The organism is Salmonella sp. SAL4457 (genome assembly GCF_046548235.1).
In the GTDB taxonomy this organism is placed as follows: Bacteria; Pseudomonadota; Gammaproteobacteria; order Enterobacterales; family Enterobacteriaceae; genus Salmonella; species Salmonella enterica.
The window spans coordinates 1-248 of sequence record NZ_JBGDZO010001052.1 but is presented as its reverse complement, the minus strand read 5'-3'; the positions used below and the strand labels follow the sequence as shown (position 1 = coordinate 248).

The window sequence follows — 248 nt, the reverse complement described above, 5'->3', positions numbered from 1 at the left end:
GTGCCAGCATGGCGACGTAGAGCCCCATCATTACCTGTACGTAGCGCGGCGCGCCGGCGAAACCGTTGAAGCTCAGGTGCAGCATGCCGACGCCGCTGATCGGTAGCAGGATCACCGCCGCCCAGACCCAATGGAAGAAACGGCGGAACACCTCCAGCCACAGGCCCAGGCGGGCTGGGGCCTCCAGCGCGGCGACGGCCGCCGGACGAAGTATCGTCCAGGCGAAGAACATGCCTCCGACCCAGACC

The 248-nt window shown here is 66.9% G+C and carries 1 protein-coding gene; it reads right to left on the bottom strand.

Going from position 1 to position 248, the window contains the following annotated elements; genetic code table 11:
• A partial coding sequence (locus ACLJNW_RS27400; RefSeq protein ID WP_410961706.1) for a CopD family protein occupies positions 1 to 232 on the bottom strand: 232 nt, incomplete at its 3' end.
• Between the last annotated feature and the right edge of the window lie 16 nt (positions 233 to 248).